23 protein-coding genes and 1 tRNA gene are annotated in these 24,161 nt (G+C 66.9%); 12 read left to right on the forward strand and 12 right to left on the reverse strand.

Annotated elements, in window-relative coordinates:
* Positions 1-96 precede the first annotated feature (96 nt).
* The 4 genes from ACNA0R_RS06670 to ACNA0R_RS06685 form a co-directional block, all read right to left on the reverse strand.
* Complete coding sequence (locus tag ACNA0R_RS06670; protein ID WP_415825169.1) at positions 97-1,050, reverse strand: ketopantoate reductase family protein; 954 nt, start codon at positions 1,048-1,050, stop codon at positions 97-99.
* Positions 1,051-1,060: 10 nt separating this feature from the next.
* A complete protein-coding gene (locus ACNA0R_RS06675) occupies positions 1,061-2,815 on the reverse strand; it encodes a thiamine pyrophosphate-requiring protein (protein ID WP_415825170.1) in 1,755 nt (584 codons plus the stop codon).
* Between the two features lie 55 nt (positions 2,816-2,870).
* Positions 2,871-4,319, reverse strand: coding sequence for an aldehyde dehydrogenase family protein (locus tag ACNA0R_RS06680; protein WP_415825171.1), 1,449 nt, complete (start codon positions 4,317-4,319; stop codon positions 2,871-2,873).
* Positions 4,320-4,845: 526 nt separating this feature from the next.
* A complete protein-coding gene (locus ACNA0R_RS06685) occupies positions 4,846-5,514 on the reverse strand; it encodes an RraA family protein (protein WP_415825172.1) in 669 nt (222 codons plus the stop codon).
* A gap of 350 nt (positions 5,515-5,864) precedes the next feature.
* On the opposite strand from ACNA0R_RS06685, the gene ACNA0R_RS06690 reads away from it, so the two are divergent.
* Complete coding sequence (locus tag ACNA0R_RS06690) at positions 5,865-6,722, forward strand: oxidoreductase (protein WP_415825173.1); 858 nt, start codon at positions 5,865-5,867, stop codon at positions 6,720-6,722.
* A 27-nt stretch (positions 6,723-6,749) separates the two neighbouring features.
* On the opposite strand, the gene ACNA0R_RS06695 is transcribed toward ACNA0R_RS06690, so the two are convergent.
* Positions 6,750-7,712, reverse strand: coding sequence for a LysR family transcriptional regulator (locus tag ACNA0R_RS06695; RefSeq protein WP_415825174.1), 963 nt, complete (start codon positions 7,710-7,712; stop codon positions 6,750-6,752).
* Between the two features lie 244 nt (positions 7,713-7,956).
* Here ACNA0R_RS06695 and ACNA0R_RS06700 point away from each other — a divergent pair.
* Positions 7,957-8,030: transfer RNA gene (locus ACNA0R_RS06700), tRNA-Cys, on the forward strand.
* A gap of 145 nt (positions 8,031-8,175) precedes the next feature.
* Here the strand turns inward: ACNA0R_RS06700 and ACNA0R_RS06705 are convergent.
* The gene (locus tag ACNA0R_RS06705; RefSeq protein WP_415825175.1) at positions 8,176-8,601 is read right to left on the reverse strand and encodes a hypothetical protein; all 426 of its coding nucleotides are present in this window, start codon (positions 8,599-8,601) and stop codon (positions 8,176-8,178) included.
* Positions 8,602-8,718: 117 nt separating this feature from the next.
* Between ACNA0R_RS06705 and ACNA0R_RS06710 the strand changes: the two genes are divergently transcribed.
* The 6 genes from ACNA0R_RS06710 to ACNA0R_RS06735 are packed head-to-tail and all read left to right on the forward strand — an operon-like array spanning position 8,719 to position 13,558.
* Positions 8,719-9,684 carry an aldose 1-epimerase gene (locus tag ACNA0R_RS06710; RefSeq protein WP_415825176.1) on the forward strand — a complete coding sequence of 322 codons (966 nt, stop codon included), beginning with the start codon at positions 8,719-8,721 and terminating at the stop codon, positions 9,682-9,684.
* Positions 9,685-9,703: 19 nt separating this feature from the next.
* The gene (locus ACNA0R_RS06715) at positions 9,704-10,312 is read left to right on the forward strand and encodes a DUF2946 family protein (RefSeq protein ID WP_415825177.1); all 609 of its coding nucleotides are present in this window, start codon (positions 9,704-9,706) and stop codon (positions 10,310-10,312) included.
* A 10-nt stretch (positions 10,313-10,322) separates the two neighbouring features.
* Positions 10,323-10,898, forward strand: coding sequence for an NUDIX hydrolase (locus ACNA0R_RS06720; protein ID WP_415825178.1), 576 nt, complete (start codon positions 10,323-10,325; stop codon positions 10,896-10,898).
* A complete protein-coding gene (gene aat, locus ACNA0R_RS06725) occupies positions 10,895-11,662 on the forward strand; it encodes a leucyl/phenylalanyl-tRNA--protein transferase (RefSeq protein WP_415825179.1) in 768 nt (255 codons plus the stop codon). The genes ACNA0R_RS06720 and aat overlap by 4 nt, the downstream gene beginning before the upstream one ends.
* Positions 11,663-11,722: 60 nt before the next feature.
* Positions 11,723-12,466 (forward strand): arginyltransferase, encoded by a 744-nt coding sequence (locus ACNA0R_RS06730; RefSeq protein ID WP_415825180.1) that lies wholly within the window; start codon positions 11,723-11,725, stop codon positions 12,464-12,466.
* A 42-nt stretch (positions 12,467-12,508) separates the two neighbouring features.
* Positions 12,509-13,558, forward strand: coding sequence for a quinone-dependent dihydroorotate dehydrogenase (locus ACNA0R_RS06735; protein WP_415825181.1), 1,050 nt, complete (start codon positions 12,509-12,511; stop codon positions 13,556-13,558).
* A gap of 216 nt (positions 13,559-13,774) precedes the next feature.
* On the opposite strand, the gene phaP is transcribed toward ACNA0R_RS06735, so the two are convergent.
* Positions 13,775-14,359, reverse strand: a complete 585-nt coding sequence (phaP, locus tag ACNA0R_RS06740) for a TIGR01841 family phasin (protein WP_415825182.1) — start codon at positions 14,357-14,359, stop codon at positions 13,775-13,777.
* Positions 14,360-14,804: 445 nt separating this feature from the next.
* On the opposite strand from phaP, the gene ACNA0R_RS06745 reads away from it, so the two are divergent.
* A complete protein-coding gene (locus tag ACNA0R_RS06745) occupies positions 14,805-15,782 on the forward strand; it encodes a tripartite tricarboxylate transporter substrate binding protein BugD (protein WP_415825183.1) in 978 nt (325 codons plus the stop codon).
* A gap of 51 nt (positions 15,783-15,833) precedes the next feature.
* On the opposite strand, the gene ACNA0R_RS06750 is transcribed toward ACNA0R_RS06745, so the two are convergent.
* A complete protein-coding gene (locus tag ACNA0R_RS06750; RefSeq protein WP_415825184.1) occupies positions 15,834-16,745 on the reverse strand; it encodes a LysR family transcriptional regulator in 912 nt (303 codons plus the stop codon).
* A gap of 186 nt (positions 16,746-16,931) precedes the next feature.
* Between ACNA0R_RS06750 and ACNA0R_RS06755 the strand changes: the two genes are divergently transcribed.
* Positions 16,932-17,915, forward strand: a complete 984-nt coding sequence (locus ACNA0R_RS06755) for a Bug family tripartite tricarboxylate transporter substrate binding protein (RefSeq protein ID WP_415825185.1) — start codon at positions 16,932-16,934, stop codon at positions 17,913-17,915.
* 6 nt (positions 17,916-17,921) lie between these two features.
* The gene (locus tag ACNA0R_RS06760; RefSeq protein ID WP_415825186.1) at positions 17,922-19,211 is read left to right on the forward strand and encodes an amidase; all 1,290 of its coding nucleotides are present in this window, start codon (positions 17,922-17,924) and stop codon (positions 19,209-19,211) included.
* A 75-nt stretch (positions 19,212-19,286) separates the two neighbouring features.
* Here ACNA0R_RS06760 and ACNA0R_RS06765 read toward each other — a convergent pair whose 3' ends face one another.
* From ACNA0R_RS06765 to ACNA0R_RS06775, 3 genes are all read right to left on the reverse strand, one after another.
* Positions 19,287-20,147, reverse strand: coding sequence for an IclR family transcriptional regulator (locus ACNA0R_RS06765; RefSeq protein WP_415825187.1), 861 nt, complete (start codon positions 20,145-20,147; stop codon positions 19,287-19,289).
* Between the two features lie 218 nt (positions 20,148-20,365).
* A complete protein-coding gene (locus ACNA0R_RS06770) occupies positions 20,366-21,175 on the reverse strand; it encodes a competence/damage-inducible protein A (protein ID WP_415825188.1) in 810 nt (269 codons plus the stop codon).
* A gap of 78 nt (positions 21,176-21,253) precedes the next feature.
* The gene (locus tag ACNA0R_RS06775) at positions 21,254-22,057 is read right to left on the reverse strand and encodes an EI24 domain-containing protein (protein ID WP_415825189.1); all 804 of its coding nucleotides are present in this window, start codon (positions 22,055-22,057) and stop codon (positions 21,254-21,256) included.
* Positions 22,058-22,156: 99 nt separating this feature from the next.
* Between ACNA0R_RS06775 and ACNA0R_RS06780 the strand changes: the two genes are divergently transcribed.
* A complete protein-coding gene (locus ACNA0R_RS06780) occupies positions 22,157-22,537 on the forward strand; it encodes a thioredoxin family protein (protein WP_415825190.1) in 381 nt (126 codons plus the stop codon).
* Between the two features lie 88 nt (positions 22,538-22,625).
* Here ACNA0R_RS06780 and ACNA0R_RS06785 read toward each other — a convergent pair whose 3' ends face one another.
* Positions 22,626-24,116: a DEAD/DEAH box helicase gene (locus tag ACNA0R_RS06785; protein WP_415825191.1), complete on the reverse strand. Its 1,491-nt coding sequence runs from the start codon at positions 24,114-24,116 to the stop codon at positions 22,626-22,628.
* Positions 24,117-24,161: the final 45 nt, after the last annotated feature.

Below are 24,161 nucleotides of genomic sequence, written 5' to 3' on the forward strand. Positions count from 1 at the left end.
GTGACGGCTTCTTTGGCTGTCGTGCGTCTCGCGTCGGCCCGGCCGAGGTCGCGAGCTGGCGGACGGATCGGGATCGGGATCGGGATCGGAAGAAGGCTAAGCCGGTGGCGCGCCCTCCTCCAGCTGGATCCTGCGCGCCAGCTCCAGGCCCTTGACCAGGCGATAGACGGTACGGCATGCCGTCACGTCCACGCCCAGGCGATCACCCTCGCGCACGACAAAGCCGGTCAGCTCGTCGATTTCAGTCGCGACGCCACGCGCGATGTCCAGCGCCATGGAGCCCGCATGACGAGTAATCGGCCGCTCGCCCGCGCGCGTCTGCTTGACCAGCTGCATGGGGTCGAAGGCCAGCCGGCCGCCCAGCGCGGCAACCACATTGGTGCATTCGCGCGCCAGATCGTCGATCAGGTCGCGCACCTCGGGCGTTTCATAACGCGCGCGGTTGACGCCCAGCAGCAGGGCGCCGACGGGATTCATTACCGCGTTGAACACGAACTTGGACCAGACCGCATCCATGGGGTCGGTGATCGCCTGCGCCGGCATGCCGGCCTCGCTCAGCAACCGTGCCAGCCATGCGCAATCGTCCAAGGTGCCGCGCACGGGGCCGATCCAGGTCGTATTGCCGTGGATCAGGTGCTGGACGCGGCCGGGGCCCAGATAGCGGCCCGCGTCCAGCGTGACGCCGCGCGCCACCGGCGCATCGCCACCGTCCCGCAGGGTTTCGCTATTGCCCATGCCGTTCTGCAGCGTGAGCAGCAGCGGCGCGCCGGCCAGGACCCGCCGCAGCGCCGACCACGCGGCGCCGGTCTGGCCCGACTTGGTCAGGAAGATCAAGGCATCGAAGGACTCGCCGGCGATCTCGTCGGCCGACGCCACGGCGCGCAGCGGGACGGTACGCGATTCGGGGCCTTCCACGCGCAGGCCGTCCGCGCGTATCGCCCGGACATGTTCCGCGTTGACGTCCAGGGCGGTGACGTCCGCGACCTTGGCGAGATGGGCGGCGAAGATGCCGCCCATGGCGCCGCAACCCACGATCAATATGCGTCGCATCGCCGCTCCTTTACAGCGCCGCGATGCGCACGTGCATGACCGCGGCCTGGCCCGCGTCCACGGCGGCCAGGCAGCGCGCGATCGCGGCCTCCAGCTGTTCGGGCTCGGTGACGTACTCGCCATGCGCCCCGAAGGCCGCCGCCACCTGGTCGAAGCGGCGCTCGCCGTGGTCGGCCAGCCGGGCCTGGAAGTTGTCCACGCCGGCCGCCTCGCCGTCGGGATACACGCGCAGCACGGCTTCCTTGACGGCCTGCCAGCCGCCGTTGTCCAGCACCACCGTGAAGATAGGCAAGCGATATTGCTGCGCGACGGCGTAGACCGATGTCGGCGTGGAGAAATGGAAGCCGCCATCGCCGACGATCTGCACCACGCGGGCATCCGGGCGCGCCAGCTTCACGCCCAGCGCCATGCCGCCGCTATAGCCCAGGCCGCCGCCCGAACACCCAAGCAAGGTCAGGGGCTGGCTGCGCGGAATTTGTCCCAGCACCGCGGGCGAATTGCGGATCGCCTCATTGACGACCACATCGTCGCGCGCGATGGCGCGGCCGACTGCGGCGCAGACATACTGCGCGGACAGCGCGCGCGACGAGCCCGGCTGTGATGCGGCGCGCGCCAGCGTGGCGTTGCGCCGCTCGTTGTCCGCCGCCCAGCCGTCGCGGCGCTGCCGCGCGCGTGCATCGAATTCTGCCGTCGCCAGCCGCTCGACCGCCGCCAGCACCTGCTCCAGGGCGCGTCCGCAATCGGCCTGCAGGCGCCGGTGCGTGGCGAAGCCCCACATCGGAAAGTCCTGCTTGACCGCATCCACGTCGATGTGGGTCCACGCGGTGCGCGGGTTTGCCTCGGCGAAGGCCGGCAGCCATGGAACGTCGACGTCCAGCAGCATGCCGAAGTCCGCCGCCGCCAGCCCGGCCTTGGGATCGAACCCGCCGAAGCAGGCCGCGTCGCGCGGCACGCTCATGTAGGTCGGCATGAACTCATAGACCCGCATGCCGCAACGGTCGGCCAGCCGGGTCAAGGCCGCGACCGCCGCGGGATTGCGGCCCAGGTAGGCGGTCACGGCGATGGGCGATTGCGCGGCGATCAATTCACGCGCGATCGCCTCGGCCTGTTCGGCGTCGATGCCGCCGCGCGCCACCGCGCCATAACGATCGGCCGGGAAGGCCGGCATCTTCGTCTCCGGCCAGGACTCGGCCAGCGTTTCGCGCGGCAGCGTCATATAGACCGGGCCCGGCGGATCGCTTTGCATCATCGTATGGGCGCGGCGCAGCGCTTCCTTCGCCACCACGCCGGACGGCAGCGTGTACTCCCATTTGACGTAGGGCCGCACCAGGCTGCCGATATCGAAAGGATCCTGCACGAAATGCACATAGTTGTCGCGCGAGGCCGGCAGCTCGCCCCGCAGCGTATAGGGCGCCTTGCCGGCCATCAGCATGACGGGCAGGCGGCTGCGGAACATGTTGTGCATGCCCATGGCGGCGTTGGCGGTGCCGGCATCCACGTGCACCATGACCGCCTGTCCGCGCCCCGTCATGGCCGCATAGCCGGCCGCCATATGCATCGCGACGTTTTCGTGCGGGCACAGCACGGTGGCTGGCGCGCGCCGGCCTTCGCGCTGCCAGCGGGCCAGCTCTTCGATCAGCGTCACATGGTCGGTGCCCAGGTTCGAGAAAATATATTCGACGCCCGTATCGGCCAGGCCTTCCAGGAAATAGTGCGCCGTCGTGCGCCGGATTTCCGCGCTGGAAGCGGTTTGCTGCGTGTCCATGTCGTCTCCGCTGTGGTTGTTTTCGTTGTGGTCGTGTCGTTGTGGCTGTCGTGGCTCAGGCGCCCGTCTCGAAGTAGTAATGCTTGGTTTCGAGAAAATCGTTCAAGCCTTCCACCCCATGCAGGCGGCCATAACCGCTGTCGGCATGGCCGCCTGTTTCCGCTTCGGCGAACAGGCGGTTGTGGGTATTGGCCCAGACGGTGCCGAAGCGCAGCCTGGCGGCCACGCGCTCGCCGCGCATGGCGTCGGCCGTCCACACGCTGGACGCCAGGCTGTAGCGCGTGGCATTGGCGCGGCGGATGGCGTCTTCTTCGTCGCTGAAGCGTTCGACCACCAGCAGCGGGCCGAACAGCTCGCGCTGCACGTACTCCGATTCCAGGTCATCGATGGCGACCAGGCTGGGCGCCAGGAAAGCGCCCTTGCCCAGCGCGCCGCCAGGGATTTCGCCGTGGACCAGGACTTCGCCGGCATCGCCGGCGCGCGCCACGAGCGCCGCGACGCGGTCGCGGTTGGCGACATCGATCAGACTGCCCATCTGCGATCGGGGATCGCTGCCCGGGCCCACCCGTACCGCACGAAAGGCTTCCGCCAGGCGACGGGTGAAGTCGGCATAAATGCTGTCCTGCACCAGCACGCGGCTGATGGCCGTGCATTGCTGGCCGGCGAGTATCAGGCTGCCCGCGGTAATCCCCTGGACGGTGGCATCGGAAGCGCCATCCGCGAACACCAGGGCGGGGGCCTTGCCGCCCAGCTCCAGCGACAGCCGCTTGAGCTTGCCCGCCGCGGCGGCGGCGATTTTCTTGCCCACGGCGGTGGATCCGGTAAAGCTGACCACGTCCACCTCCGGCGACGCGCACAACGCCTCGGCGACCGCCGATCCGCTTTCGATCACGGAATTGACGATGCCCGCGGGCACGCGCGCATCCACGGTCAGGCATTCCAGCGCGAGGTTGTGAGCCAGCGCGGTCTGGAACGCCGGCTTGATGACCGCGGAGCAGCCGGCCGCCAGCGCCGGCGCCAGCGACCGCACCAGCAGCGTGATGGGCGCATTCCACGGCAGGATGATGGCCGCCACGCCCGCGGGCTCGCGCCGCAAGGAGGCATGGCAGCCCGGCTCCACTTCGATGATGCGGCCGAACACATTGCGCGCCAGGCCTGCGTAGTACTTGAGTTCGGATACACCCGCCAGGATTTCGCCCATCGCTTCGCGCCGCAGTTTGCCGTTCAGCGTCACCAGCCAGTCCGCGATTTCATCCTTGCGGGCGTCCAGGCGCATGGCGAAGTCCCACAGCACGTCGGCGCGCAGCCGTGGCGACCGGCGCCAGGTGGTCTGTTCGAAAGCGCGCCGCGCCGCGGCGATGGCGGCCTGGGCGTCTTCGGCGCCGCCGTCGACGTAGCGCGCCGCCGGCTCCGACGTCGCCGGATTTCCGGACAGGCCCTGCCGGTCCCGCCCGGCGATGGATTCGGTCCACGTCCCGTCTATGTAGTGTTTGGCAAGCTGCATGCGCATGGTCCTGTAGGTGTCTCGATGTAGAGGGCCGCGCCCGGCGTGGCGGCAACGGACGCACGTAGCCATCGCGCTCGACGCCCATGGATGGGCGCCCGAGGCACATGGCGTTCAGATAGCGGCGTGGCGATGCGGCACCGCGGGCGGTGCCATGTCGACAGGGTCGGGAGGACCCGGGATCAACTCCGCGGCCGTGGCGCGGCGCGCCTCGGCGACAGCAGCGCGGCGCGCGAGCGGTATCTCGGAATGAGCTGGGCGCGACGAAGCCGCGCGCGGCGAAGCATGGCCATGACTGTCTCCATATAGCCGGCCGCATGGCGCGGCTGCTATGTCCGCCACCTACGGCATTGCGCGCCGTGGTTGGCTTTCGCCGGACGGATCGCGTGCGCGGCCGTGCCGCCCCGATCCCCGTGCTGTTATGTCTTTCGTCTTCGCGGAATTATCCGGTCGGAGCCATGCAGTCTGAAATGAATTTAAATTATCAACCATAACGCCCCGCATATACCCCACGGAGCGCCATGGCTCACTTGATGACGCCCAGGGCCTTCAGGCGGGCATCGACCCAACTGGTGTCGTGCTTGCCGGACGCGATGTTGGCGAAGGTTTTTTCTTCGGCGGCGTGCTTGGCCTTGGCCGCTTCATAGACGGCATCGACCTGGTCGAACGGAATGCACAACAGGCCGTCGTCGTCGCCGACGATCAGGTCGCCTGGCTCGATGGTCATGCCGTCCAACGCGATGGTGCAGTTCACTTCGCCCGGGCCATCCTTGTATGGACCGCGATGGGTGACGCCCGCCGCGAACACCGGGAAATCGCCACGCCGCAGCGCGCCGGCATCGCGGATGGAGCCGTTGATGACGATGCCGCCCAGCTTCCGCGATTTGGCGTACGACACCATGATCTCACCGATGATGGCGTTGGTCAGATCGCCGCCGGCATCGACCACGATCACGTCGCCGGGCGCCGCCAGGTCCAGCGCCTTGTGCACCATCAGGTTGTCGCCCGGCCGCGTACGGACAGTCAGGGCCGGGCCGGCCATGAAACTGCCGTCGTGCATGGGCCGCAGCCGCGGACCGCCGGCGGTCATGCGCGACATGACGTCGCTGATGTTGGCGACCGGCAGGTCGACGTACCTGGCGACGATGTCGGCGGCGACGGCGCGGCGGCGGGCATGGATTTCAAAACCGATCATGGGAAGTTCTCCGTGTGTGGGACGACAGATTCGGGCAGGCGACGCGCCCATGCCGGCGCGGCCTCCTGGCCGCCATGCGGCGCATCCGCGACATCGTAATCGACGCAAGCTGGCAGCACGCTTGCAAGGGCGCGGACGTCGATCGGCGGCCGCGAACACCCGGCAATGGCAATGGCGGGATGTCAACCGACGTTCGATTGACAAGTTGTACTTGTCAATAAAATCAGCGTTCCGTGGCTAGGCCGGCCACGGCCCAACTCCTACAGTGGCATCCAACGCGGCACCGAGCTTCAGGCACATAACACGCCGCGCCCTTCAATCACGATCCCGATGCCTACTGGAGAATTGCCATGACGACCCAATCCTCTTCCTCTTTCAAGCGCGTGTGGTTCATCACCGGCGCCGCCCGCGGCCTGGGCGCGCTGATCGCCGACGCGGCCCTGGCCGACGGCAATGCCGTGGTGGTGGCCGGCCGCAACATCGCCACCCTGGCGGAACGTTTCGGCGAGGTGCCCAACGTGCTGCCGGTCCAGCTCGACGTTACCGACGAAACCCAGGCCCGCGCCGCCGCGAGCGCGGCCATCGCGCGCTTCGGCCGCATCGACGTCCTGATCAACAACGCCGGCTTCGGCCTGCTCGGCGCGGTCGAAGAAGCCGACGACGCCGACGTGCGGCGGATGTACGACACCAACGTCTTCGGCCTGTTGAACGTGACGCGCGCCATCCTGCCTTATATGCGCGAAAAGAAGGCCGGCCACGTCATCAACATCTCGTCCATCGGCGGTTACCGCAGCGCTGCGGGCTTCGGCGTGTACTGCTCCACCAAATTCGCGGTGGAAGGCCTGACCGAAGCGCTGCATGACGAACTCGCGCCCCTGGGCATCTACGCCACTGTCGTCGAGCCCGGCTACTTCCGCACGGATTTTCTGGATGCGACGTCGCTGGTGAAGTCGCCGACGGTCATCGCCGACTACGCCGAAACCGCCGGCCAGGTCCGCGAGCGGGCGGCGCGGCTCAACCACCAGCAGCCCGGCGACCCCAAGCGCCTGGCCACGGCCATGCTCAAGCTGGTCGACGCCCAGCGTCCCCCGCTGCGCATGCCGTTCGGCACCGATACGCTGGCCGCCATCGCCGCAAAGAATGCCTACGTCACGCAGGAAACGGCGGCGTGGCGCGAGCTGGCCGCGTCGACGGACTTTCCCAAGTAAACAGCTTGCGGGGCGCCGGCCCGGATCTCAGCCTGCGCGCTGCCGACGCAGGCGCGCGGGCTTGCCGGCGCGCAATTCCTCCGCGCCCAGATGCCACTCCGTACTGGCCAGCAGCCGCTCCGTCATGAAGTCGATGAACAGCCGCGCCCGTTTCGGCATCTGCGCACGGCGCGCGTAGTACAGGTACATCGCGATGCGCTGCACCGTATGGGGCAGCAACAGGGGTACCAGTTGGCCCGCGCGGATCAAGGGCACGGCGTTGAAGCTTCCCAACTGCCCTATGCCCAACCCCGCCAGCACGGCGCGCGTCTCCAGGTCGGGATCGTTCATGCACATGGCGGGCTGCAGGTCGCGGTAAACGATCTCGTCACCCACCTGGAATTCCCAGGGCGCCACCTTGCCCGTATTGGGCTGCAAATACCCGGTGCAGCGATGCGCGGCCAGATCGTCGATGACAGCTGGCGCGCCATGCCGCGCCAGATAGTCCGGCGACGCGCACACGATCAGTTGTATGGGCAGCACCCGCCGCGCGATGATGCGTCCGTCCGGCTGCTGCCCGGCACGAAACCCCACGTCGATGCGCTCGGCCACCCAGTCCTGCAGGCGATCCTCCAACTGTATGTCCAACTGCACATCCGGGTGCGTCCGAGCGAAGGCCTCGAACAGCGGCCACAGCACCGAATATCCCAGGCTGCGCGGCGCCGTCACCCGCAATGGCCCGCTGGCCAGATCGGCGTGCCGGGCGCTGTGCATGGCCTCGTTCAAGGCTTCCAGCGGCGACTGCACGGACTCCAGGAAGCGGCGGCCTTCATCGGTCAGGCTGATCCGCCGGGTCGTTCGATGGAATAGCCGTATGCCCAGGTGCTTTTCCAGTTGCGTGACGGCCAGGCTGGCCGCCTGCGGGGTCACGCCCTGCTCGATGGCGGCCTGGCGCAGACTGCCCAGCGTGGCCGTCCTGACGAAAAGCGAAATGGCGCGGATCTCGTTCACGGAATCCCCTCGGCTGTTCCGCGCGGATTTTATGCAAGCGGGCGGCGCGATTACATGCCGGACAACCGGCGCTGCAAACCGGCCACGGATGATGTTAGAATGCCGGGCTTCTCTCCGGTGATCCAAACGCCGGCGACGGATATTGCGGTACCGCGGTATTGAAGGGCAATATCCGAAGAGCAGTACCCAAGAGTACTCAAAGCAAGCTAAGCCATGGGCGACCACAGCCCACGGCAACAGCCAAGGCGCAATGGCAGAGTGGTTATGCAGCGGATTGCAAATCCGTGTACGTCGGTTCGATTCCGGCTTGCGCCTCCAGAATTCGTTCCCGGCACTTCGTCGCCGCGGACCTTAGCCCCAAAGCACGTCAAGAAGACGGCTTCCCCGCGGAAGCCGCCAGCAGCGCACGCCCGGAAAATTCCCTTACGGAAACTGTCACGGCCGTGCGACGCATAGGGGATTGTCAATGCCCCAGCACATTGCTCTTGCTGCCTCGCGTACCCGCCGTACCGCCGGCCGGATCGCCGACCGAACCCGGCGCTCCCTTGCTGCCCTTCACGGTGCCCTGCCCCGGCATGGAAGAGGATGGCGCGCCGGAGGGCACTTTGGACGTGGGCGGCGCCGTGGTGCCAGCCGCCGGGGCCGGCGTGCCGGGCCGCTGCCCGGTCGGCCCCATGGTTGAGCCGGGCACCGGCTGGTTCAATCCCGTTCCAGCCGGCTGGTTGCCCGGCATCAATGGACGCGACGAGCCGGAGGACGAACGCTGGTCGGCGGCCTGTACGCTGGAGGCCGCCCAGGGCGCCATGGCAAGCGCCACGGCCGTGGCGATATAGAGCGCGATCAGGACGGCCGGATGTTTTCTCGCCGGATGCTTTCTCGTCTTTTTCATGGTTGGGCTCCCTGCACATAATGACGTCGCACACCTGCTTCCCGCAACCTGCAAAACCTGTTCCCGCCGGGCGGAGGCGGGCAATCGAGCGCCAGGGGGATGGGCCATAATCCCGTCATGGACGACACCACACTGCGGCTGCAACACGGCGACGCCAGCGTCGATATCTGCCCGGCCCTGGGCGGCACCATCCTGCGCTACACATGGCGTGGCATCCCCATCCTACGCCCTAGCGACGGCGTGCCCGACATCGCCAGGCTGACCGCCTGTTACCCGCTGCTGCCCTACTCCAACCGCATCGCCGGCGGGCGACTGACTTTCGGCGGCAAGACTTACGCCATTCCGCGAACGGTCGATTACGCGCCATTGCCCATGCACGGTCTGGCCTGGCAGCGCCCCTGGCGCGTCGCCTCCCGCACGGACGACCGGATGGTGCTGGAGCAGAACCACGTGCCCGAGAGCGCGTCTCCAGCCTGGCCTTTTCCTTACGCCGCGCGGCAGAGCTTTCAACTGGACGCGGACGGATTGCACATGACGCTGTCCATGCGCAATACCGGCGCCACGCCGCAGCCGGCCGGCCTGGGCTGGCACCCGTATTTCCCGCGCACGCCGCAAACCTGGATACGCGCCGGCGTCGGCGACATGTGGGTCAACGACGGCGCCAACCTTCCCATAAGCCTCTTGCCGCCCCCGGCGTCGCTGGCTACCGGTATGCCGGCGGCGGGCACGGACTACGACAACGTGTTCCGCGACTTCGATGGCCACGCATACGTGGCATGGCCGGAACGCGACACCGCGGTGACGCTGCGCGCCGACTCGACGTTCAGCCATCTGGTCATCTTCACGCCGCCCGGCAAGCCGCATCTGGCCGTCGAACCGGTATCCCATATGACCGATGCCTTCAATCGATACGCCGGCGCTTCGGGCGGCCAGGCCGCCGCCACGGCCGGCGGCACCCTACCGGTGGTCGACCGCCACACCGGTACCTTCGTCCTGCCCCCGGGGGCAACGCTGACCGGCAGTATTTCGCTGTTGCCGTCGCCATTGCCTGAAGCCGGCATGGCCTGGACGCCGACACCATAAGGAAAGACCAGGAGCCCCCATGGACGCATCCGTGCTGGAAGCCATCGCCCGCTGGCCCAATGTCCCCGCCGTGGCCGGCTGGCTCTCGCTGGATGCGCAGGGACGCTGGAAACTGCATCCGCGGGGTGACGCCGCGAAAGGCGAACCGGGTGTCTCCATCGGCAATACGGCCATCCTCGCCTTCATGGACCGCAACTACGGCCATGACGATCAGGGCCGCTGGTTCTTCCAGAACGGCCCCCAGCGCGTCTACGTCCGCCTGGACGCGGCGCCCTACATTCTGCGCACCGGCGCGGACGCCTCGATGCTGGAAACCCATACCGGCCAGCCCGTGCGCGACGTCCGCGCCTGGTATCTGGACGAATCGCACCGGCTGTATGCCCGGACGGACGTGGGACCCGGCATGGTCGCGGGGCGTGACGTTGCCGTCACGATGGAATCGATGCGACTCGAGGACGGCAGCGACGCGCTGGAAGCGGCGGCCGCGCTGAATGAGGGCGCCATGCTGCGGGTATGCCACCCGGCGTCGAAAGCTTGCGTGCCCCTGCGCCGCATACCGCGCCATGAACTGCCGCGTGAAATGGGCTTCGTCGCCCATCCCGAACCCGGCGATGACCCAAGCCGGTAGAATCGGCATCATGAGTGAAAAGCCCCCACACTACTTCCCGGCGCCGCGCCGCGCCAAATTCTGTAGCCAGTGCGGATCGCCGGTCGACCGGCGCGTGCCCGAGGGCGACAACCGCGAACGCGACATCTGCGACCATTGCGGCGCCATCCACTACCAGAATCCGCGCGTCGTGGTGGGCACCGTGCCGGTATGGGAAAACCGCATCCTGCTCTGCCGCCGCGCCATCGAACCGCGCTACGACACCTGGACGCTGCCGGCCGGTTTCATGGAACTGAGCGAAACTTCGGCGCAGGGCGCCGCCCGCGAAACCCTGGAAGAATCGGGCGCCCGGGTGGAATTGGGGGAGCTCTTCACCGTCATCGACGTGCCGCAGGTGGACCAGGTCCACATCTACTATCTGGCGCGGGCCTTGGGGCCCGAGCTGGATCCCGGGCCGGAAAGCCTGGAAGCACGCTACTACGACGAAGCGGAAATCCCTTGGGACGACCTGTCGTTCCGCACTGTTGTCACGACGTTGCGGCACTACCTGGAAGATCGTCGGCGCGGCGTCTTCACCACCCACCGCTACTCGCTCGAACATCATTGAAACTGCCCTGGGTCGATCCCGACACGCCGCTGCCGCCGGTTGAGTGCGCGATGAGCGAGCCCGACGGCCTGCTCGCGGCCGGCGCCGACCTGTCGGTGGAGCGCCTGACCGAAGCCTATTGCCGCGGCATTTTCCCCTGGTATTCGGCAGGCGAACCGGTGCTGTGGTGGTCGCCGGATCCGCGCATGGTGCTGGCCTGCGCGGACTTCGCGGTGTCGCATTCGATGGCCAAGCTGCTGCGCCGCCTGGCGCGCGACGAACAGCAGCCTGATCCGCGCGTCCAGGTGCGCGTGGACACCGCGTTCGAGCAGGTGCTGGAAGCTTGCGCGGCACCGCGCGACCCCTTGTCCGGCACCTGGATCACGCCCGAAATGCGCGAAGTCTATACGGACTGGCACCGTGCCGGCGCCGCCCACAGTGTGGAAACCTGGATCGACGGCCGACTGTGCGCGGGACTGTACGGCATCAGCCTGGGCGCGATGTTCTTCGGCGAATCGATGTTCACACGCGTGACCGACGGGTCCAAGATCGCCCTGGCGCATCTGGTGCGCTTCCTGTCCGCTCACGGCGTGCCCTGGATAGACTGCCAGCAGCAAACCCGCCATCTCGCCAGCCTGGGCGCGCGGCCGCTCCCGCGCGCGCAATTCGTCGCCCGGGTGGCCGAACTGGTGGCGCGCCCCGCGCCGCCATGGCGTCCTGGCCGGCTCGACACCCAGGGCCGCCTGCTGCCGTTGCCGGCGGCGCAAGGCGATGGCGCGCGCTAGCGTCGTAGGCGTTATCATGTCCGCACCGCCGCCGGGCCTCACACCGGCCGGCGGGCGCGCATGAGCCAGCTAAAAGAACTCCCTTTTTCTACCCTACAGTTCTATGCCACGGCCCCCTACCCTTGCAGTTATCTGCCAGGGCGTCAGGCGCGCTCGCAAGTGGCCGCCCCCGGCCACCTGATCCATGCCGGCACGTATTCGCAACTGGTGGAGCAAGGCTTTCGCCGCAGCGGACTGTTCACTTACAGGCCGCACTGCGACGGCTGCCAGGCGTGTATTCCGGTGCGCGTCGACGCGAAGGGCTTCACGCCCAGCCGCTCCCAGCGCCGCGCATGGAAACGTCACGGCGACCTGCGTCCCTTCGTGGCGGAGCTGGCCTGGTCTCCGGAACATTACGACCTGTACACCCGCTACCAGCAAGGCCGCCATCCCGGCGGCGGCATGGACGAAGACAGCCGCACGCAATACGCGCAGTTCCTGCTGACCAGCCGCGTCAACACCCGGCTGGTCGAGTTCCGCACCCCGGACGGTACCCTGGCGATGGTTTCCATCATCGATGTGCTGGACGAAGGCTTGTCGTCGGTCTACACCTTCTACGATCCGGAAATCCCCGGCAGCCTGGGTACCTATAGCATCCTGTGGCAGATCGACCAGTGCCGCGTGCTGGATCTGCCCTGGCTGTACCTGGGCTACTGGATCGCCGCCAGCCGCAAAATGGCCTACAAGGCGGGCTTCCGGCCTTCGCAGTTGCTGATCGACGGCCACTGGCAAAGCCCGCCCGCGCAAGACGCCGCGCCGCGCTGATACGCGCCACGCCACGGGCGGATGGCTCTACAATGCCGCCCCATGTCTATCCTGTTCCATGCCTATCCCCTCGCGCGCCAGGCCTTGTTCGCCATGGACGCCGAAACCGCGCACGAAGTCACGCTGAAAAGCCTGCAGCGCGCCTATGAATGCGGCCTGACGCGCTCCCTGCTGCACGCCGCGCCGCTGGCGCCGGTGACGCTGATGGGCCTGCGCGTGCCGAACGCCGTGGGGCTGGCCGCCGGCCTGGACAAGAATGGCGCTTATATCGATGCGCTGGGCAATCTGGGCTTCGGCTTTGTCGAGGTCGGCACCGTGACGCCGCGTCCGCAGCCGGGCAACCCCAAGCCGCGGCTGTTCCGGCTGCCCAAGGCGCATGCGCTGATCAACCGGCTGGGCTTCAACAATCTCGGATTGGATGCCTTCATCGCGAACGTCACGCGCAGCCAGTGGCGGGCACGCGGCGGCATCCTGGGATTGAATATCGGCAAGAATGCCGATACGCCTATCGCGCAGGCCGCGGACGACTATCTCAAGGGTTTGCGTGGCGTCTTCCCGCATGCCGATTACGTGACGGTAAACATCTCGTCGCCGAATACGCAGAACCTGCGCTCCCTGCAGGGCGGTGACGAACTCAGCGACCTGCTGAGCCGCCTGCGCGATACGCGCAAGGAACTGGCCGACATGCATGGCCGCGACGTGCCGCTGGCCGTCAAGATCGCGCCTGACCTGACCCACGAACAAGTTGACGCCATTGCCGACATATTGACCCGCTATGGCGTGAATGGCGTGATCGCCAGCAATACCACCTTGTCGCGTGCGGCGGTGACCGGGCTGCCGCATGCCGATGAGGCGGGCGGGCTCTCCGGTCCGCCGGTGCATGAACTCAGCCTGGCGGTCATCGCCCGGCTGAAGCAGCGCCTGGGGTCCAGCCTATCCATCATCGGCGTGGGCGGCATCCATAGCGGCCGCCAGGCCGCGGAAAAGATGGCGGCGGGCGCGGATGCGGTACAGCTGTACACCGGCCTGATCTACCGCGGCCCCGAGCTGGTCCGCGAATGCGTGGACGCGGTAGCGAAGCGCGGCGGCTGACGCCTGTCCCCTCCGTGCAGGGAAAAGCCCCCGACGGGGGCTTTTCGCTTGTCGGGCGGCGAGCTGGCAACAGAGAAAGCCCCGGGTTCCGGTAAGCGGCCTACCCCGCTTCGGGCGCAAAAAAGGGCCGCCCATTGGGCGGCCCAGCTCCAGCTCTGCTCAAACTGGCTTACTTTCTTGACGCCGCAGTGCGGCGCGCCCTGTGCCTGATGAATCTCAGGCGGCGGCGCGGCGGCTGCGAGGCGTGGCGACCTTGTTCGCTACGTCGGCGGCATCCGAAGCAGCTTTGAAGGTCGCGTTGGCGGCGGCATTCAGGTTCGATTCGGCGACTTCGGCAGCCTGCTTGGCGGCCTTGGTCATCGAGTCATATGCGCTGGTGGCGGTCGCCAGCGACGACTTGATCAGGGCCACGGCGCCTTCGGTGCCGGTGGGCGCGTTCTTGGCCAGCTGGTCGATGGCTTCCGACAGCTGCGCCTGGTTGTCGGCGATGTGCTCTTCGCCGAGCTTGACCAGCTCGCCTTGCACGCCGGCGACGATGTCATAGACATGCTTGCCGTAGGCCAGCGCCTTTTCCGCGCTGGGCTGCACCAGGCCGGTGGAGAATGCCAGGGCTTCCTGGGGATCCTTCACATCGGCGGCTTGCTGCGAACGCAGGGCGACTTCATCGATCGTGGCCTTGATGACCTTCAGGTTCAGATCGACCAGCTTTTCGAAACCGGAGAACAAGGCCGACTGGGTGGCGATCAGGGTATTGACGCTCGCTTTCTGGCGGGCGAACACTTGTTGCGGAATAGCGCTCATAGGGATCTCCTCGAATGCCCCTTCGCGGGGGGCGGATTGACGTCGGATGCGGAAGACTAGGGGGGCCCGTACTGCTGGAAACACCCCCGGCTCGCGGCCTACCACATATCCCGAGCCGTTGTTGCACTGCACAATTCACATTGTAGGCAGTCCGGTTTCGATGTCAAGGCTTTTTGGTGCATCGCAACAAAGAAAAACAAATCCCTGGCGGCATAAAGCAAAAACGCCCCGACGAGCAAATATGGCGCCGCAATATGACGACCTCACTACTCGAACGAAAGATAGAGACAGCGTGGAGCAGGCGCAACATGGGGAAACAACTAAGGTGACGTGTCCCTGCTTATTCCCTAGACTGGCTGCAGAGTGAGCCTCGACGGGTGCCCCCCGGCGGGTAGTCCCCACAGGCGCTCATGACCATAATGCATCCGCAAATCCAGGAGACAACATGCCTTTTCCTACCCGTCGGCTAGCCGCCGTCCTCGTGGCCGTCACGCTGTCCGCCGCAGGCGCCGCGCACGCTGAATATCCGGACCACGTCATCAATATGGTGGTTCCGTTCGCCGCCGGCGGGCCGACCGACAACGTCGCACGATCGCTGGCCGAAGCCATGCGGCCCTCGCTGGGCCAATCGGTCATCGTCGAGAACAAGGGCGGCGCCGGCGGCACGATAGGCACGACCTTCGCCGCGCGTGCGCCCGCGGACGGCTACACCGTCCTGCTGATGCACGTCGGCTTTTCGACGGCGCCGTCGCTCTACAAGGATCCGGGTTACGACCCCTTCAAGAGCTTCGAGCCCATCGGCCTGGTGGTCGACGTTCCCATGACGATCCTGGCCCGGGATAACTTCCCGCCCAACAACATCAAGGAACTGGCGGACTACGTCAAAAAGAACGCCGACAAGATCACCCTGGCCAATGCCGGTATCGGCGCCGCCAGCCATCTGTGCAGCACCATGCTTAACGAAGCTTTCGGCGTGCAGCTGCTGACGGTGCCGTACAAGGGGACCGCGCCCGCCATGAACGACCTGCTGGGCAAGCAGGTGGACATGCTGTGCGACCAGACGACCAATACCACCCAGCAGATCAATGCCAAGAAGGTCAAGGCCTATGCGGTCACCAGCCTGAAGCGCGTGGCGACGCTGCCGGACCTGCCAACGATGGACGAATCGGGCTACAAGGGCTTCGAAGTCGGCATCTGGCACGGCATGTGGGTCCCGAAGGGCACGCCCAAGCCCGTCGTCGACAAGCTGGTCCAGGCGCTCCAGGCCGGTGTAAAGGATCCCAAGTTCCAGGAACGCATGCAGACCTTGGGCGCCGCCGTGCTGGTCGACCAGGCCAACCCGCAGGCGCTGGACGCCAAGGTGAAACAGCAGGTGCCGCAATGGGCCGAGCTGTTCAAGAAAGCCAAGGTCGAAAAGCAATAACGACCACGCCGCGCGACCCGCGAATCCCGGGCTCCCGGGGTTCGCGCCAAGCTAGATCAACCCCGCGTTCACCATGCCCGCATTGGCCAGCGCCTCGCGCAATCGAGGCACGGCCGGGTTGATGCCATCCTTTCGATAGGCCGCGTACAGGGTCGAACACGGCAGGACCTTCGCCCTCAGCGGCAGGTACCTGACACCGCGCGGCCGCAATTCGCTGATCGATGCCGGCACCACCGCCACGCCCACGCCGGCCTCGACCGGTGTCAGCAAGGTCGGCAGCAGGCTTTCCATGACGATGTCGGGCGCAACGCCGTTCGCCCTGAACAGCTCGTTCAGCAGCGCGTGGAAGTATTCCGATTTCGCTCGCACGAAGCCTACCAGCGGCATATCCGCCAGCTCGGTGATGTCGATCTCGTCCCGTGCGGCCAGGGGATGGCTCGCGGGCAGGGCCACGACCAAGGGCTCGGTATCGACCGGCTCCATGTGCAGGTCGTCATCCGCGATGTTCTCGTGGCGACGCGTCACGGCGATGTCCAGCCTGTCGCTGCGCAGCAGCGCATGCAGGTGCGCGGTATCGGCCTCGATCATGGATAGATGCACGCCCGGGTACTGCCGGCGGTACATCCCGACCGCGGCGGGCACCAGCCGATAGGCAGCCGTGGGCGTAAAGCCGATGCGCAGCAGGCCGGCTTCCCCGACGGCCACGCGCCTGGCGGCGGTGAGCGCGGCATCGCCATCGTCCATCAGGCGTTGCAAGGCGTTGCGCAGCGCCAGCCCCGCCGCCGTCAGCCTGACGGTGCGGGTGGAACGCTCGATCAGCGGCACGCCGACTCTTTCTTCAAACAGGCGGACTTGCTGGCTCAGGGGCGGCTGGCTGACATGCAGGCGTTGCGCCGCGCGGCCGAAATGCAGTTCCTCGGCCACCGCCATGAAGGCAATCATCTGACGGGAAAAGAGCGCCACGGGTTCTCCGGATCATTGGGCAAGGCTGCCCGGTCACGCAACGGCGCGAGCCGGCCGATTGAGACGATTATCGTATCAACGGCCGCAGAATTTTATATTGGATATATGGACGGCCCTTTCCTACCATGCCGGAATCTCAGGGCGCGAATCGTTCGGCCCATGGATCCAGCCATCAAGGGAAAACACATGTCCATCCGCAAACGCCGCCTGGCCACTCTCGCCGTCGGCCTGACGCTGGCCCTGGCCGCCGCGCCGGCCACCCACGCGCAGGCTCCCGCCTATCCCGCCAAGCCGATCCGGCTGATCGTGCCGTTCGGTCCCGGCAGCGTGACGGACCAGTTGGCGCGCATCGTCGCCTCCGGCCTGGCGGAACGCCTGGGGCAGTCCGTCGTCGTGGAGAACAAGGCCGGCGCGGGCGGCAATATCGGCGCAGGCTATGTGGCGGAGAGCGCCCCGGATGGCTATACCTTGTTGATGGGCGCGGCCAGCACGAACGCCATCAATCCCAGCCTGTACTCGAACCTGAAGTTCGACCCGATGAAGGATTTCGTTCCCATCGCGAATGTCGCGTCGGTCACCAATGTGCTGGTCGTCAATCCGCAAGTGAAGGCGCGCAGCGTCGCGGCCCTCATCGAGGAGCTGAAGGCGAACAACTACAGCTATGCGTCCGGCGGCGCCGGCGGCAGCCAGCATCTATCGGCGGAGTTGTTCAAAAACATGTCCGGGACCGATATGGTCCACATCCCCTACAAGGGAGGCAGCGAGCCCTTGCCCGACTTGATGAGCAATCGCGTACAGGTGATGTTCTGCAACCTGCCCGTCTGCCTGCCGCATATACAAGCCGGCAAGCTGGTGGCGCTGGGCGTCACGTCCACGCAGCGCTCGCCTTTGCTGCCGAACGTTCCGACGATCGCGGAGGCCGGCCTGCCGGGCTACGCCGTGGATGGCTGGTTCGCCTTGTTCGGACCGGCCAGGATGCCGCCCGAGATCGTCGCCCGCCTGCATGACGAGACCGCCAAGGTATTGGCCTCGCCCGCGACCGCGGAACAGATCCGCCGCCAGGGCGCCGAGCCGAACTCCGGCAGCCAGCAGGACTTCGCGCGCTTCGTGCAGGCTGAGCACGACAAGTGGGCCAAGGTCATCAAGGACGCCAACATCCGCCTCGAGTAGTAGAAGATGGAACGATCGAATGTATTGCCCGGCATCGCGGAGGCGCTGCGCCGGATGGAGGCTGGCCAGCTACGCGCGCGGGAATTGGCCGAGATATGCCTGGCGCGTATGGCGGCGCGCGATGCCCAGGTGCGGGCCTATGCCGCCTGCGATCCGGCACGCGTACGCGCACAGGCCGACGAGGTCGATGCGGGCCGTCGCCGCGGCCTGCTGCACGGCATCCCCTTCGCCGTCAAGGATGTTATCCAGAGCGCCGATTACCCCACGACCTATGGCTCGGCGATCTATGCCGGGCATCGCACCGGCCGCGACGCGGCCTGTGTGGCCCTGTCCCGCGAGCAGGGCGCGGTCCTCATGGGCAAGGTCGTTACCAGCGAGTTCGCCACGCAAACGCCCGGTCCCACGCGCAATCCCTTGAATCTGGCGCACACCCCGGGCGGTTCTTCCAGCGGCTCGGCGGCCGCGGTGGCGGACGGCATGGCGATGGTGGCCTGGGGCACGCAGACCACCGGCTCCATCACGCGTCCCGCCATCTACTGCGGCGTGGTCGGCTACAAGCCCAGTTTCGGCCTCGTGTCGACAGCGGGCGTGGGGCTGCTGAGTCCCATGCAGGACACCGTGGGGGTCCTCGCGCGCGATGTCGGCGATGCCGCGGCCACCGTGCTGGGCATCCATGGCCGCCGTTTCGAATCGGCGCCCGCGGATAGCCGCTACAGGCTCGGCATCTGCCTGTCATCGCAGTGGCGATACGCCAGCCCGCGGGCGGTTCAGGCCCTGCGGTCATGGGTCGACCGGCTGGCGTCCGCGGGTTTCGCGATCAGCGAGCGTTCGCTGCCCGCCGACTTCGAAGCGCTGATAGAGGACCAGGGCCGCCTGGTGGCCTATGACGCTCGCCACGCCCTTGCCCACGAGCGCCGCGCGGATGCCGGCCGGCTCAGTGCACGCCTGACCGCGCGCATGGCCGGCGGCGAGGACATTGATTTGCCCTCCTATATGGCCATGCAGCGGCGCGCGGCGCTGGCCCGCGCCCGCGCCGGGATGCTATTCGACGACGTCGATGCCCTGGTCTATCCGGCTACCGATGGGGAGGCGGAGGCCGGGCTGGAGAACTCCGGCTCGCCGCGCTATGGCGCACTGTGGACCCTGCTGCATCTGCCCACCGTGGCCCTGCCGGTCACGCGCGGACCGGGCGGTCTCCCTTTGGGCGTACAGCTGGTGGGTCGCTATGGAGAGGACGAAGACTTGCTGCGGATTGCCGAGCATGCCGCGGCACGCGGTGGAACCATCGACGGCTGATCCTGCGGGCGCGCGCGGGATCTTCCGCCGCCCTGCTGGGCCGTCCTCCGGCGTCATTTCCGACCGCGCCTGTTCTTAGCGGCCGTCGCCATTTCCCGCGGCACCGATCTGTCCGAACCCGGCGTCGACCGAACGGATGTCATAACCCAGCGACGCCGAAATCCGCGCGGCGGTATCCCTCAGCCGCCCGATCCATTCGTCCCGCATGCGCTCGGCAGGCGCGGAAATGGACAGGCCCGCCACCAGCTTGCCGCTGTCGTCGTGGATGCCGGCGGCGATACAACGCACGCCCACTTCCAGCTCCTCGTTGTCGCGCGCATAGCCGTGGCTGCGTACCGTGGAGAGCTCCTGCTCCAGCTGGTCCAGCCGCGTCAGGCTGTTCCCGGTATGGCCGGCCAATCCCGTGCGCGAGGCGTAGGCGCGCACCTGCCGCGGCTCCGCCATGGACAGGAACAGCTTGCCGGTGGACGTCAGGTGCAGTGGCGCGCGTCCGCCTATCGCGCGCACCACTTGCATGCCGGAGCGCTCGCTCCAGGCGCGATCGATATAGACGATTTCGTCGCCCTGCTGCACCGAAAGATTGATGGTCTGTCCGGTCAGCTCGTGCAGCTCGTGCATGGGCGCCTTGGCGGCATCGCGCACGTTCAGGCGCCCTTTCACCAGCGAGCCCAGTTCCAGCAACCGCATGCCCAGCTGGTAAACCCCGTTGTCCACCCGCTCCACATATCGGCCCACCACCAGATCGTTCAGGATCCGGTGCGCCGTGGACGCGTGCAGGCCGGTGGTCGATGCAAGTTCCTTCAAGGTCACCGGTTCCGGCTGCGCCGCCAGTGCGTCGAGCAGCCGCATGGCGCGCTCGATCACCTGGATCGCAATGGTCGTGTGACCATCGCCTTGCTGCTGGGCGGGGTTGCCTTGGGAGGAGAGGCGGGTCATAAGCTCTATGCGCCGGTCCCGCGTACCGGCCAGGGTGGCAGGCCTATGCGGCGGCGCAACAATTCGTTATTTCCCGTATTGTGAAATACGCGACCCGGTTTGGCAACTGGCCCGCGGCACCGTTCCCTGCTGCCCCGCCGCCCTGCATCTGCCCGCGCGCCCGCCGGCGCGCGGCGCGGGGACCGGGGATCGGCTCCGGCGCGAGACCCAGGCGAGGCTCACACGGGCGGCGTCAGCCGCCCGCCCAGACGTTCGACTTCCGCCCGCAGATGATTCATGGCTTCGGCGGCGGCCGTCGGCTCCCCCTTGACGCCCAGATCGATATGCGGCGATCGGCCGTCTTCGCCGACGCTGGGGAGGCTGAAGGCCTTCACGCCCGGCCAGCGCGCCTGGATTTCTTCCATGACCGGCGCGATGCGGGACTCCGGCAGCCCGTAGACCAGAAAGGCATGCTCGGCATGCGCCGTCTGGTGCTGCAAGTGGCGGTAGCGCGTATCCAGCGTCCATTCCAGCATGGGCCAGGCCATGACCGGAAAACCCGGCACAAAGGTATGGTCGCGGATGAAGAACCCGGGTATCCGGTTATAGGGATTGGGCACGACTTCGCAGCCTTGCGGAAATCGCCCCATCTCCAGGCGGCGCTGGTTCTCCGGGGTGCTCATATCCGCGGAGCCCTGCCCTTTCTCGGCCATCTCGGCACAGCGCAGGGCGATCTCCCGTTCGGCGTCCGGATGCAAGACCAAGGGCAGGTCCAGCGCGGCGGCCGCCGCCTGGCGCGTGTGGTCGTCGGGCGTGGCGCCGATGCCGCCGCAGGAAAACACGATGTCGCCACTGGCGAAGCTGCGGCGATAGCCGGCGATCAAGGCCTCCCTATCATCCGGCAGGATTTCGGCCCAGGCCAGGCGCAGTCCGCGCGCGGAAAGCAACTCCACCACCTTGGAGAAATGCTTGTCTTGCCGGCGGCCGGACAGGATTTCGTCGCCGACGATGATCAGCCCGATGCGGGGCGTGGCGGGATCGAGAGACATTTTGGATTCCGGTAGGGCATGAAAATGGGCCGGTGGCGCGATGGCCGCCGACCCGCATTATCGCCCCATGGCGGACGATCAGCGCGGCGCCATTTCGATGACCTTTTCCTGCCGCAGGCGCTGCAGCGCGTCCAGACCATAATGGGCGAATACCAGCGCCGAGAACACCGGCAGGAACACCCAGGCCGGCGGCAGCAGATTGATCAGCGAACATATCAATCCCACGGTCCAGAAGCCCAGGTTGTTCCGGCGCAGCAGGATGCGCCGTTCTTCCGGACTGGCGTGCTCGACGATGGCATCGACGCGCATCATGCGCGAAAACGCGAAGGCCCACCAGAAGACCGACAACAGCACGGCCATGGGGGGCACCAGCCACAGGGGCAGCGTCAATAGCCACCCCAGGGCGAAGGCCAGGCTCACCCACAAGGCATTCCAGACGCTGACCGCGGTGCCAAACCTGCCTTGCTTGCTGACCGCCGCGTATTCCCGTTGGCTCACGTGGCGCAGTACCAGGGGCATGACGAATATCGCCGCGATGGCCAGTCCCAGTATTCCCGACACCGGCAGCAGAATGGCGGCGGCGACCACCGGCACCAGATAGACCTTCAGCGAGAACAGTCCCACCGTGACCAGCCACTCGTCGACATTGTTGACGACGCTCCAGTGGGACGCTTCGTCGCGCAGCCAGTCCGTCAGCGGGGTCCAGCAGAACCACAACAGCAGGATCGCGCCCACCAGCGCGATCAGGAAAGGCAGCAGTACCGCGAACAGCATCGCCGGATGGCACTGCGACACAGCGGCACGTTTGAAGGCTTGCCACACGCCGGCCATGCCGGCGGAGAGCGGCGGCGGGTTCGGCGATGGATAGGAGGATGCGGGCATGAGGATGGTCCGGTTGTGCATCGCAGGTATGATAAATAAATACTCGTCCCGTCGCCCCGTATGTTCGATGCATACGTTCGACCCATATGCCCGCCCCCCATGCCCGCCCTAGAACCCGGTAACGATACGGCCGCCCTGCGCGCCCTGCTTCAACGCCCCGACATCGACCTGGTCGCTTGCTTCTGTGCCGCCTGGTGCGATACCTGCCGGGAATACCGGCCGAAATTCGACGCGCTGGCGGCGCAGACGCCGGCCGCGGCTTTCGTGTGGGTGGACATCGAAGACCATCCGGATCTGCTGGGCGACGAAGAGGTGGAAAACTTTCCTACGCTGCTGGTGCAGCGCGCCGGCAAGACGGTCTTCTACGGCCCCATGCTGCCGCACATCGGTCATCTGGAACGGCTGCTGGCTACGCTGGGACCGGATAGCGCCGCCGTGGCAACGGGCTTGCCGGACGTGCGCGCACTGCTGGCGGCGTAGCGTTGCGGCTCCGCCGCCGCCCGCACACGGGCGCCGGACGGTAGCGCCGCGCTGTGGCGCCGGACTCGTTGCCGGCGTCGCTGTCGGATCAGGAAGGCTTGCGGCTGCCGCCCAACAGCACGGCGACCTTGCGCTTGGGCGCGGCACGCTCGGACGGCGCCTCCGCCGGCGCCGACTCGGGCGCCGGATTGCTGGGCACGTAGGGCTTGAAGAAAAAGTCGTCCACCGGCGCCTGGCGCGGCCCCGATTGACGGGATCCCGATTGACGTGAACCGCCCTGGCGGGCGCTGGACTCGCCATAGCGGCGATCACTGGAACCTCGTCCCGAGGACTCGCGGCCTTCGCGGCCGCCGCGCGCGTCGTCGCCGTGTCCACGGCTGCGCGCGATCAGTTCGGCCGGCACGTCCAGATGGCCGCGCGGCACGGGCCGCTTGATCAGTTTTTCGATGTCCAGCAGCAGGCGTTCTTCGCTCGGCGTGAACAGGGCGATGGCCTCGCCCGAGGCGCCCGCGCGGCCGGTGCGGCCGATGCGATGCACGTAGTCTTCGGCGTTGTACGGCAGATCGTAATTGATGACGCAGGGCACGCCCGCGACGTCCAGTCCGCGCGCGGCGACGTCGGTGGCAACCAGTACTTCCAGCTGTCCCGCCTTGAATGCTTCCAGCGCCTTCATGCGATCGGCCTGGCTTTTATCGCCGTGGATGGATTCCGCCTTGACGCCGTCGCGTTCCAGCTGCCGGGCGAGCCGCGCCGTGCCGATCTTCGTATTCGAGAACACGATGACCTGGTTCAGGTTGCGCGACTTCACCAGGTGCACGACCGCGGCGCGCTTGCCTTCGCTGCTCATTTCGTAGGCGATCTGCGTCACGGTATCGGCCGTGGCATTGCGCGCCGCCACTTCGATTTCCACCGGCTGGTTCAGATACGAACGCCCCAGCTTGCGGATTTCATTGCTGAACGTCGCGGAAAACAGCAGGCTTTGACGCTGGGCCGGCAGCAAGCGGATGATGCGCTCCAGATCGGGCAGGAAGCCCATATCGAGCATGCGATCCGCTTCGTCCAGCACCAGTATGCCGACCTGTCCCAGGTTGACGTTCTTCTGCTCCACGTGATCCAGCAGGCGGCCCGGCGTGGCAACCAGGACTTCGCAGCCGTTGCGCAGCGCTTCCTTTTGCGGACCGATATCGACGCCGCCGAATACCACCGCGGAACGCAGGGGCGTGCGCTTGCTGTAGCGCTTGACGCTTTCGGCGACCTGATCGGCCAGTTCGCGGGTCGGCGTCAGGATCAGCGCGCGCACGGGATGGCGCGCGGGGGACGCGCTGCTATTGGCCATCGGCATCAGGCGATGCAGGATGGGCACGGTGAAAGCGGCCGTCTTGCCGGTACCGGTCTGCGCCGCCCCCATCACATCGCGGCCGGATATCACGACCGGGATGGCCTGGGCCTGGATGGGGGTGGGGGTGGTGTACCCCGTTTCAGTGATCGATGCCAGCAGCAGCGGATGCAGATCGAAATCCGAAAACGCCATAGTCGGCGCATCCGTTGAAGGCGCTGCGGAAGAAGTGGTTTCAGTCATGGAGTAGGCAGATTCCGAGGCCACGTGCAAGCACGAAAACAGAAG

Origin of the sequence: Bordetella sputigena (assembly GCF_965137885.1) — a bacterium.
GTDB lineage: Bacteria > Pseudomonadota > Gammaproteobacteria > Burkholderiales > Burkholderiaceae_B > Bordetella_C > Bordetella_C sputigena.

Excerpts from the sequence above, each read along its gene's own strand:
- ACNA0R_RS06670 (WP_415825169.1), bottom strand. The coding sequence starts at position 1,050 with ATGCGACGCATATTGATCGTGGGTTGCGGCGCCATGGGCGGCATCTTC.
- ACNA0R_RS06675 (WP_415825170.1), bottom strand. The coding sequence starts at position 2,815 with ATGGACACGCAGCAAACCGCTTCCAGCGCGGAAATCCGGCGCACGACG.
- ACNA0R_RS06680 (WP_415825171.1), bottom strand. The coding sequence starts at position 4,319 with ATGCAGCTTGCCAAACACTACATAGACGGGACGTGGACCGAATCCATC.
- ACNA0R_RS06685 (WP_415825172.1), bottom strand. The coding sequence starts at position 5,514 with ATGATCGGTTTTGAAATCCATGCCCGCCGCCGCGCCGTCGCCGCCGAC.
- ACNA0R_RS06690 (WP_415825173.1), top strand. The coding sequence starts at position 5,865 with ATGACGACCCAATCCTCTTCCTCTTTCAAGCGCGTGTGGTTCATCACC.
- ACNA0R_RS06705 (WP_415825175.1), bottom strand. The coding sequence starts at position 8,601 with ATGAAAAAGACGAGAAAGCATCCGGCGAGAAAACATCCGGCCGTCCTG.
- ACNA0R_RS06710 (WP_415825176.1), top strand. The coding sequence starts at position 8,719 with ATGGACGACACCACACTGCGGCTGCAACACGGCGACGCCAGCGTCGAT.
- ACNA0R_RS06715 (WP_415825177.1), top strand. The coding sequence starts at position 9,704 with ATGGACGCATCCGTGCTGGAAGCCATCGCCCGCTGGCCCAATGTCCCC.
- ACNA0R_RS06720 (WP_415825178.1), top strand. The coding sequence starts at position 10,323 with ATGAGTGAAAAGCCCCCACACTACTTCCCGGCGCCGCGCCGCGCCAAA.
- ACNA0R_RS06730 (WP_415825180.1), top strand. The coding sequence starts at position 11,723 with ATGAGCCAGCTAAAAGAACTCCCTTTTTCTACCCTACAGTTCTATGCC.
- ACNA0R_RS06735 (WP_415825181.1), top strand. The coding sequence starts at position 12,509 with ATGTCTATCCTGTTCCATGCCTATCCCCTCGCGCGCCAGGCCTTGTTC.
- phaP (WP_415825182.1), bottom strand. The coding sequence starts at position 14,359 with ATGAGCGCTATTCCGCAACAAGTGTTCGCCCGCCAGAAAGCGAGCGTC.
- ACNA0R_RS06745 (WP_415825183.1), top strand. The coding sequence starts at position 14,805 with ATGCCTTTTCCTACCCGTCGGCTAGCCGCCGTCCTCGTGGCCGTCACG.
- ACNA0R_RS06755 (WP_415825185.1), top strand. The coding sequence starts at position 16,932 with ATGTCCATCCGCAAACGCCGCCTGGCCACTCTCGCCGTCGGCCTGACG.
- ACNA0R_RS06760 (WP_415825186.1), top strand. The coding sequence starts at position 17,922 with ATGGAACGATCGAATGTATTGCCCGGCATCGCGGAGGCGCTGCGCCGG.
- ACNA0R_RS06765 (WP_415825187.1), bottom strand. The coding sequence starts at position 20,147 with ATGACCCGCCTCTCCTCCCAAGGCAACCCCGCCCAGCAGCAAGGCGAT.
- ACNA0R_RS06770 (WP_415825188.1), bottom strand. The coding sequence starts at position 21,175 with ATGTCTCTCGATCCCGCCACGCCCCGCATCGGGCTGATCATCGTCGGC.
- ACNA0R_RS06775 (WP_415825189.1), bottom strand. The coding sequence starts at position 22,057 with ATGCCCGCATCCTCCTATCCATCGCCGAACCCGCCGCCGCTCTCCGCC.
- ACNA0R_RS06780 (WP_415825190.1), top strand. The coding sequence starts at position 22,157 with ATGCCCGCCCTAGAACCCGGTAACGATACGGCCGCCCTGCGCGCCCTG.
- ACNA0R_RS06785 (WP_415825191.1), bottom strand. The coding sequence starts at position 24,116 with ATGACTGAAACCACTTCTTCCGCAGCGCCTTCAACGGATGCGCCGACT.